This window comes from Pseudomonas jilinensis, from assembly GCF_003586265.1.
Taxonomy (GTDB): domain Bacteria; phylum Pseudomonadota; class Gammaproteobacteria; order Pseudomonadales; family Pseudomonadaceae; genus Halopseudomonas; species Halopseudomonas phragmitis.
The window spans coordinates 129,746-135,798 of sequence record NZ_QJSA01000013.1 but is presented as its reverse complement, the minus strand read 5'-3'; the positions used below and the strand labels follow the sequence as shown (position 1 = coordinate 135,798).

Below are 6,053 nucleotides of genomic sequence, written 5' to 3'. Positions count from 1 at the left end.
TGGCCGAGCAGGCCGGGATTCCGCCGGGGGTGTTCAGTGTGGTCACCGGCAGTGCCGCAGACGTCGGTGCCGAACTGACCAGTAATCCCAGCGTGCGCAAGCTGAGCTTCACCGGTTCGACCGAAATTGGCCGGCAACTGCTGGCCGAGTGCGCCGCCGATATCAAGAAGGTGTCACTGGAACTGGGTGGCAATGCGCCCTTTATCGTGTTCGAGGATGCCGACCTGGATGCTGCGGTAGAGGGAGCGCTGATCTCCAAGTTCCGCAATAACGGGCAGACCTGTGTCTGTGCCAATCGCCTGTATATCCATGATCAGGTCTATGACGCGTTCGTCGACAAATTGCGGGTCGCGGTGGCCGGCCTGAAGATTGGTAATGGTCTGGAGCCCGGGGTGACCACCGGCCCGTTGATCGATGCCCAGGCGCTGGCCAAGGTTCAGCAGCATATTGATGATGCCCTGACGCGGGGCGCGCAGTTGGTTTGTGGGGGGCAGCCGCATGCCTTGGGGGGCGGGTTCTTCGAGCCGACCATTCTGGTCGATGTGCCGGCTGATGCCCTGGTCGCCCGAGAGGAAACCTTTGGCCCGCTGGCACCGCTGTTCCGGTTTCGGGATGAGGCCGAGGTGATCGCATTGGCCAATGCCACTGAATATGGTCTGGCCTCGTATTTCTATGCCCGGGATCTGGGGCGGGTATTTCGGGTAGCCGAGGCGCTGGAGTACGGCATGGTCGGTATCAATACCGGACTGATCTCCACCGAGCTGGCACCGTTTGGCGGGGTCAAGTCCTCCGGACTGGGCCGTGAAGGCTCGAAGTACGGCATCGACGATTACCTGGAAATCAAATACCTGTGTCTGGGCGGCATCCACTGAGCCCGGTCGACTAGCCTTGAGATATATGCCCACGATTTTGGAGATCAGCTCATGAACCAACTCGCATCGCTGTCGAGCCTGGCGCAAAAAGATATCCGCCACCATCTGCACCCTTATACCGACGCACGCCTGCATGAACAGCAGGGGCCTTTGGTGATCGAGCGGGGTGCAGGAATTTATGTCTACGATGATCAGGGCAACGAGTACATCGAGGCTATGTCCGGGCTCTGGAGTGTGGCGCTGGGGTTCAACAATCAGCGCCTGATCCAGGCCGCCGAGCGTCAGTTGCGCAGCCTGCCGTTCTATCATCTGTTCAGTCACAAGGCCCATGCCCCGAGCATCGAACTGGCGGAAAAACTGATCGAGATGGCGCCAGTACCGATGAGCAAGGTGTTCTTCACCAACTCCGGTTCCGAGGCCAACGACACTGTGATCAAGCTGATCTGGTATCGCAACAATGCCCTGGGGCTTAACCAGAAAAAGAAATTCATCAGTCGTCTCAATGGCTATCACGGCATTACCCTGGCCAGTGCCAGCCTGACCGGACTGCCGGCCAACCAGCGCGGCTTCGATGTGCCATTGCCGGGGTTTGTGCATGTTGGCTGTCCACACCACTATCGCCATGCCCTGCCCGGTGAAACCGAGGAGCAGTTTGCCGGGCGGCTGGCCGATGAGCTGGAACAGACCATCCTGCGTGAGGGCCCGGAGACCGTGGCGGCCTTCTATGCCGAGCCGTTGATGGGCGCCGGCGGGGTGATAGTGCCGCCCAGGGGGTACTGGGAAAGGGTCCAGGCGGTGTGCCGCAAGCATGATGTGCTGGTGGTGGTTGACGAGGTGATCTGCGGCTTTGGCCGCACCGGGCAGATGTTCGGTAGCCAGACCTTTGCCATTGAGCCGGATGTCATGGTGCTGTCCAAGCAACTGTCTTCATCCTACCAGCCGATCGCCGCGCTGCTAATCAACGACAGCATTTACCAGCCGATTGCCGACCAGAGCCACAGCTTCGGGGCGTTGGGCCACGGCTTTACCGGCGGCGGTCACCCGGTCGCCACGGCGGTGGCGCTGGAGAATCTGCGGATCATTGAAGAGCAGCATCTGGTTGAGCAGGCGGCGCTTATGGGCCAGCGCCTGCATGCCGGGCTGGCCGGCTTCAGTGATCATCCGCTGGTCGGGGAGGTGCGTGGGTGCGGGTTGATCGGGGCGGTGGAACTGGTCGCCGACAAGGCCAGCAAGGCCCCGTTTGAGGCGGTGGGGCGTCTGGGACGATACCTGGCCGGACGGACTCAGCAGTACGGCATGATCAACCGCAATATGGGTGATGCCTTGGCCTTCTGCCCGCCACTGATCGTGCAAGCCGCTGAAATCGATATGATCCTCGAGCGTTTTGCCCGGGCGTTGGATGATACCGAACGCTGGTTCCGGGAGCAGCAGTAATGTTCGGTGCCAAACGGCGTGCATTGTCAGAGCGGGCCGCCGCCGCTATCCACCAGGTACTCGATGGCCGAGGGCAGCCAGAGATGGGCGGCTACCCTGAGCTTGAACAGGCACTGGGGCGACTGGCTAGCGACTGGCTGGAGCTGACCCGGCCCAGCCTACAGGATCAGCGTCAACCTCAGCTTGATCCGTCGTCCGGGTTGCAGCAGCAACTGGCTGCGGCCGAGTCCCAGGCGCAGCTTTATCAACAGCAGTATCAGCAGGCCCAGGCTGAGCTGGGCGAAAGCCTGGCGGCCCTGGAGCGTTATCGAGAAGAACAGGCGGTCTGGGAACTGACCCGCCAGACCCTGACCGAGGGTAGCTGGGATCTGAGAGTGGTCGATGGTGATGTCGATCACCCGGCCAACGTGCTGCGCTGGTCCCCACAGTTCCGCGCACTGATCGGCTACAGCGCCGAGGAGTTTGCCGATGGCTGGGACAGCTATGAACGGATTACTCATCCCGAGGACTTCAAGCGCATGATGGCGGTGTTCGCCGAGTTCGCTCAGTCGAAGGATCCGGAGGCCTGCTACGTGGTCGAGTACCGGATGACCCACAAGACCAGGGGCGAAACCTGGTTCCGCGAGCGTGGGCGCGGGCTGCGCGATGCCCGTGGACGCCTGACCCGGGTGGTTGGCGTGATGCGCGATATTTCCGATGAAAAACATGCCGAAAGCCTGCGTCAGCGTGAGCAGGCTGCGACCGAAGCCACCTATGCCCAGATTGCCCAGGTGGTTGAAGTGATTCGTGGCATCGCTGATCAGACCAACCTGCTGGCACTCAACGCGGCGATTGAAGCGGCGCGGGCCGGCGAGGCTGGGCGGGGTTTCTCGGTGGTCGCCGATGAAGTCAAACAGCTGTCGGGGCGAACCCGTGAGGCGACGTTGAAGATTCAGGAAATGCTGGCGGCTTACAAGCGCGGGCAGGGCGTGGCGGCAATAGAGCAACGCCGCTAGGGCTTCAGGTCTCCCTCGACTGTGCTGGCGCCTGCCACTCCCGGCAGATCAACTGGCTTTGCTCCGACTCTAGCGGCTCACCGGTCAGGCCGCAGTGATGGCCGTGCGAGTCCGGGCAGAAATGGACACAGTGCTGGCAAATGCCGAACGCCTGCTGGCCGTTGAGTCGTTGCAGAGCGCTCAGCAGTTCACGCAGGCCGGCTTCGGTGTGCTCGGCTGTAGGCAGGCTGTGCAGGGCGCTGTCCAGCCGCTGGACCCAGCTGTGTTCGAGAATTTGCCGGGCATTGTCGGTCAGCAGCAGGTGGATGCGTTTGCCGTGCCGGGGATCAGCCTGTTTGATCAGCAGGCCGCGGCGCTCCAGAACCGCCAGGGTCTGGGAGACAGTGCCGCGGGTGATGCCGAAATATTCAGCAATCGCAATCGGCAAGTCACTGTAGCGGTTGGCCTGGGCCAAATAATGCAGCACCTGTAACTGGATCGGCAGCAGGCCATGGCGGGCGGCGTCGTCGCGCACGGCTTGCTGGATCAGTGCGCTCAAGCGCTCAAGAAGCAGAGATGAGGTGCTCATGGCTGCAATGTATCGCCTCGCTACATAATTTGACAAGCGCGGGTTCGGCTCTAAGCTTGATAATGATGCATCGAGTCAATACATAATATCTTGCGAGGAGTTGGCCATGAACCGTTTTGCTCTCGCTTTGGTGGTACTGCTGGCGCTGGGGCTGAGCGCCCAGGCGCAAACCGAGGTGCCTTATCCAACCGAATACCGTCAGTGGCAGCATGTCAAAAGCATGCTGATCGAACAGGGGCATCCGCTCTATGAGGCCTTCGGCGGTATTCATCATATCTACGCCAATCCGCTGGCAATGGAAGGCTATCGTAGCGGGCAGTTCCCTGATGGTGCGGTGATAGCCTTCGATCTGCTGGAAGCCGAGCGCGCCGATCATGCGGTGGTCGAAGGGGTGCGCAAGGTGCTAGGCGTCATGCATAAGGATCAGGCAGCCTATCCGGAAACCGCCGGCTGGGGCTTCGAGGGGTTTGCCGCTGGCGATCCGGCTGCCCGGGTGGTGGGTGCCAATGCCCATGATGCCTGCTTCGCCTGCCATACCTCGGAGCGCGAATACGACTATGTGTTCAGCCGTTTGCGGGATTGAGTCTGACTATGGATACACAGGTTCGCGCACCTGAATGGCAGGTCTGCCAGTGGTTCAACAGCGCTCCACTGAGTCTGGCCGCCTTGCGCGGCCGGGTGGTGGTGCTGCACGCCTTTCAGATGCTTTGCCCCGGCTGTGTCAGCCATGCCGTGCCGCAAGCCGAACGCCTGCATCGGCGTTTTGCCAGCGCTGAACTGGTGGTGGTGGGCCTGCATACGGTGTTTGAACACCATCTGGCGATGGCGCCGAGTGCACTGGAAGTGTTTCTCAAGGAGTACCGGATCACCCACCCGGTCGCTGTTGATCAGCCGCTGGCCGGCACAGCGATTCCCGCGACCATGCGCGCCTATGCCATGGAGGGTACCCCAACTCTAGTACTGATCGACCGAACCGGGCACATTCGCCTGCAGGCCACTGGTGGGGTGGATGACCTGCAGTTGGGAATTCTGGTTGGCGAACTGCTGGCGCTCAAGTAAGCGCACTACTACTGCAACGACTTGCGCAGCCGCGCCAGCGAACCGACGAAGAACAGGCTGCCGATCACTGTCAGGGCCAGCAGTTGGGGCCAGACGATTGCCAGTCCGGCGCCACGCAGCAGAATACCCTGGGCCAGTTCCACGAAGTGGGTAGTCGGCGCGGCCAGCATGATCTGCTGCAGAATCTCGGGCATGCTTTCTCGCGGGGTCAGGGCGCCGGACAGAATCATCAAAGGAATCAGGCTGATGATCACCAGCAGCCCGAGCTGGGGCATGGAGCGGGCCACCGTGCCGAAGAAAATCCCGATCGAGGTGGTGGCGAACAGGTGCAGGGCGGTGCCCAGCATGAACAGCGACACCGAGCCCTGGATCGGTACCCCCAGCGCCTGCTGGACCACTACCCGCAAGGCCAGGCTGGAGGCCAGCAGTACCACCAGACCCATGGCCCAGACCTTGGCCAGCATGATCTCGAACGGGGTGACCGGCATCACCAGCAGGTGCTCAATGGTGCCGTGCTCGCGTTCGCGGATCAGGGCCGCGCCGGTCAGGATGATCGACAGCATGGTGATCTGGTCGATCACCGAGGTGATGGCACCGAACCAGGAGCGTTCAAGGTTGGGGTTGTAGGCGGTGCGTACCACCGCGTCGATCGGCAGCGCGGTTTCGCTGCGATAACGCTGGACGAAGGCGGTGACCTCGGCCTGGATAATCTGCTGGATATGCCCGGCCCCGGTGAAGGCCTGGCTGACCTGAGTGGCATCGACGTTGAGCTGAATGGTCGGGTTGCGCCCGGCCAGCAGGTCACGCTGATAATTCGGCGGAATATTCAGGGTGAAGGTATACAGCCCGCGGTCCATGCCCAGGTCCATGGCGCCGTGATCGATCAGTTGCGGTGGCATGAAGTAGGGCAGTTGAAAGGCGTCGGTGATCCGTTGAGAAACCGGCGACTGGTCTTCATCGACCACGGCGATGGTGGCCCGGTGCGGCGACTCCGGGGTGGCTGTGGCGCTGGTGTAGATGCTCAGGGTGAAGGCGTAGAGAATCAGCAACAGCAGGGCCGGGTCGCGGTACAGGCTGCGCAGTTCCTTGATACCAAGCTGGAGAATGTTGCTCAGGCTGCGCATG

6 protein-coding genes and 2 pseudogenes are annotated in these 6,053 nt (G+C 61.6%); 6 read left to right on the top strand and 2 right to left on the bottom strand.

Going from position 1 to position 6,053, the window contains the following annotated elements; translation table 11 throughout:
* The 4 genes and pseudogenes from C2846_RS14820 to C2846_RS19195 all read left to right on the top strand — a co-directional run.
* Positions 1–872 (top strand): aldehyde dehydrogenase family protein (locus C2846_RS14820; RefSeq protein WP_119701811.1); only part of this gene is annotated, 872 nt, incomplete at its 5' end.
* A 51-nt stretch (positions 873–923) separates the two neighbouring features.
* Positions 924–2,306, top strand: coding sequence for an aspartate aminotransferase family protein (locus tag C2846_RS14815; protein ID WP_080048535.1), 1,383 nt, complete (start codon positions 924–926; stop codon positions 2,304–2,306).
* Positions 2,306–3,007 (top strand): annotated as a pseudogene (locus C2846_RS18960) (PAS domain-containing protein); the annotation flags it as partial. The gene C2846_RS14815 and the pseudogene C2846_RS18960, both read left to right, overlap by 1 nt.
* Positions 2,987–3,218 (top strand): annotated as a pseudogene (locus C2846_RS19195) (methyl-accepting chemotaxis protein); the annotation flags it as partial. The pseudogenes C2846_RS18960 and C2846_RS19195, both read left to right, overlap by 21 nt.
* A gap of 87 nt (positions 3,219–3,305) precedes the next feature.
* Here C2846_RS19195 and C2846_RS14805 read toward each other — a convergent pair.
* Positions 3,306–3,869, bottom strand: coding sequence for a MarR family winged helix-turn-helix transcriptional regulator (locus C2846_RS14805; protein WP_119701809.1), 564 nt, complete (start codon positions 3,867–3,869; stop codon positions 3,306–3,308).
* A gap of 106 nt (positions 3,870–3,975) precedes the next feature.
* On the opposite strand from C2846_RS14805, the gene C2846_RS14800 reads away from it, so the two are divergent.
* Together C2846_RS14800 and C2846_RS14795 are read left to right on the top strand one after the other, a co-directional pair.
* Entirely contained in the window at positions 3,976–4,452 is a 477-nt protein-coding gene (locus C2846_RS14800) for a cytochrome P460 family protein (protein ID WP_119701808.1), read from the top strand.
* A gap of 8 nt (positions 4,453–4,460) precedes the next feature.
* On the top strand, positions 4,461–4,928 hold the full coding sequence (locus tag C2846_RS14795) for a redoxin family protein (RefSeq protein WP_080048531.1): 468 nt from the start codon (positions 4,461–4,463) through the stop codon (positions 4,926–4,928).
* An 8-nt stretch (positions 4,929–4,936) separates the two neighbouring features.
* Here C2846_RS14795 and C2846_RS14790 read toward each other — a convergent pair whose 3' ends face one another.
* Positions 4,937–6,052 (bottom strand): ABC transporter permease, encoded by a 1,116-nt coding sequence (locus tag C2846_RS14790; protein WP_080048530.1) that lies wholly within the window; start codon positions 6,050–6,052, stop codon positions 4,937–4,939.
* Position 6,053 lies beyond the last annotated feature (1 nt).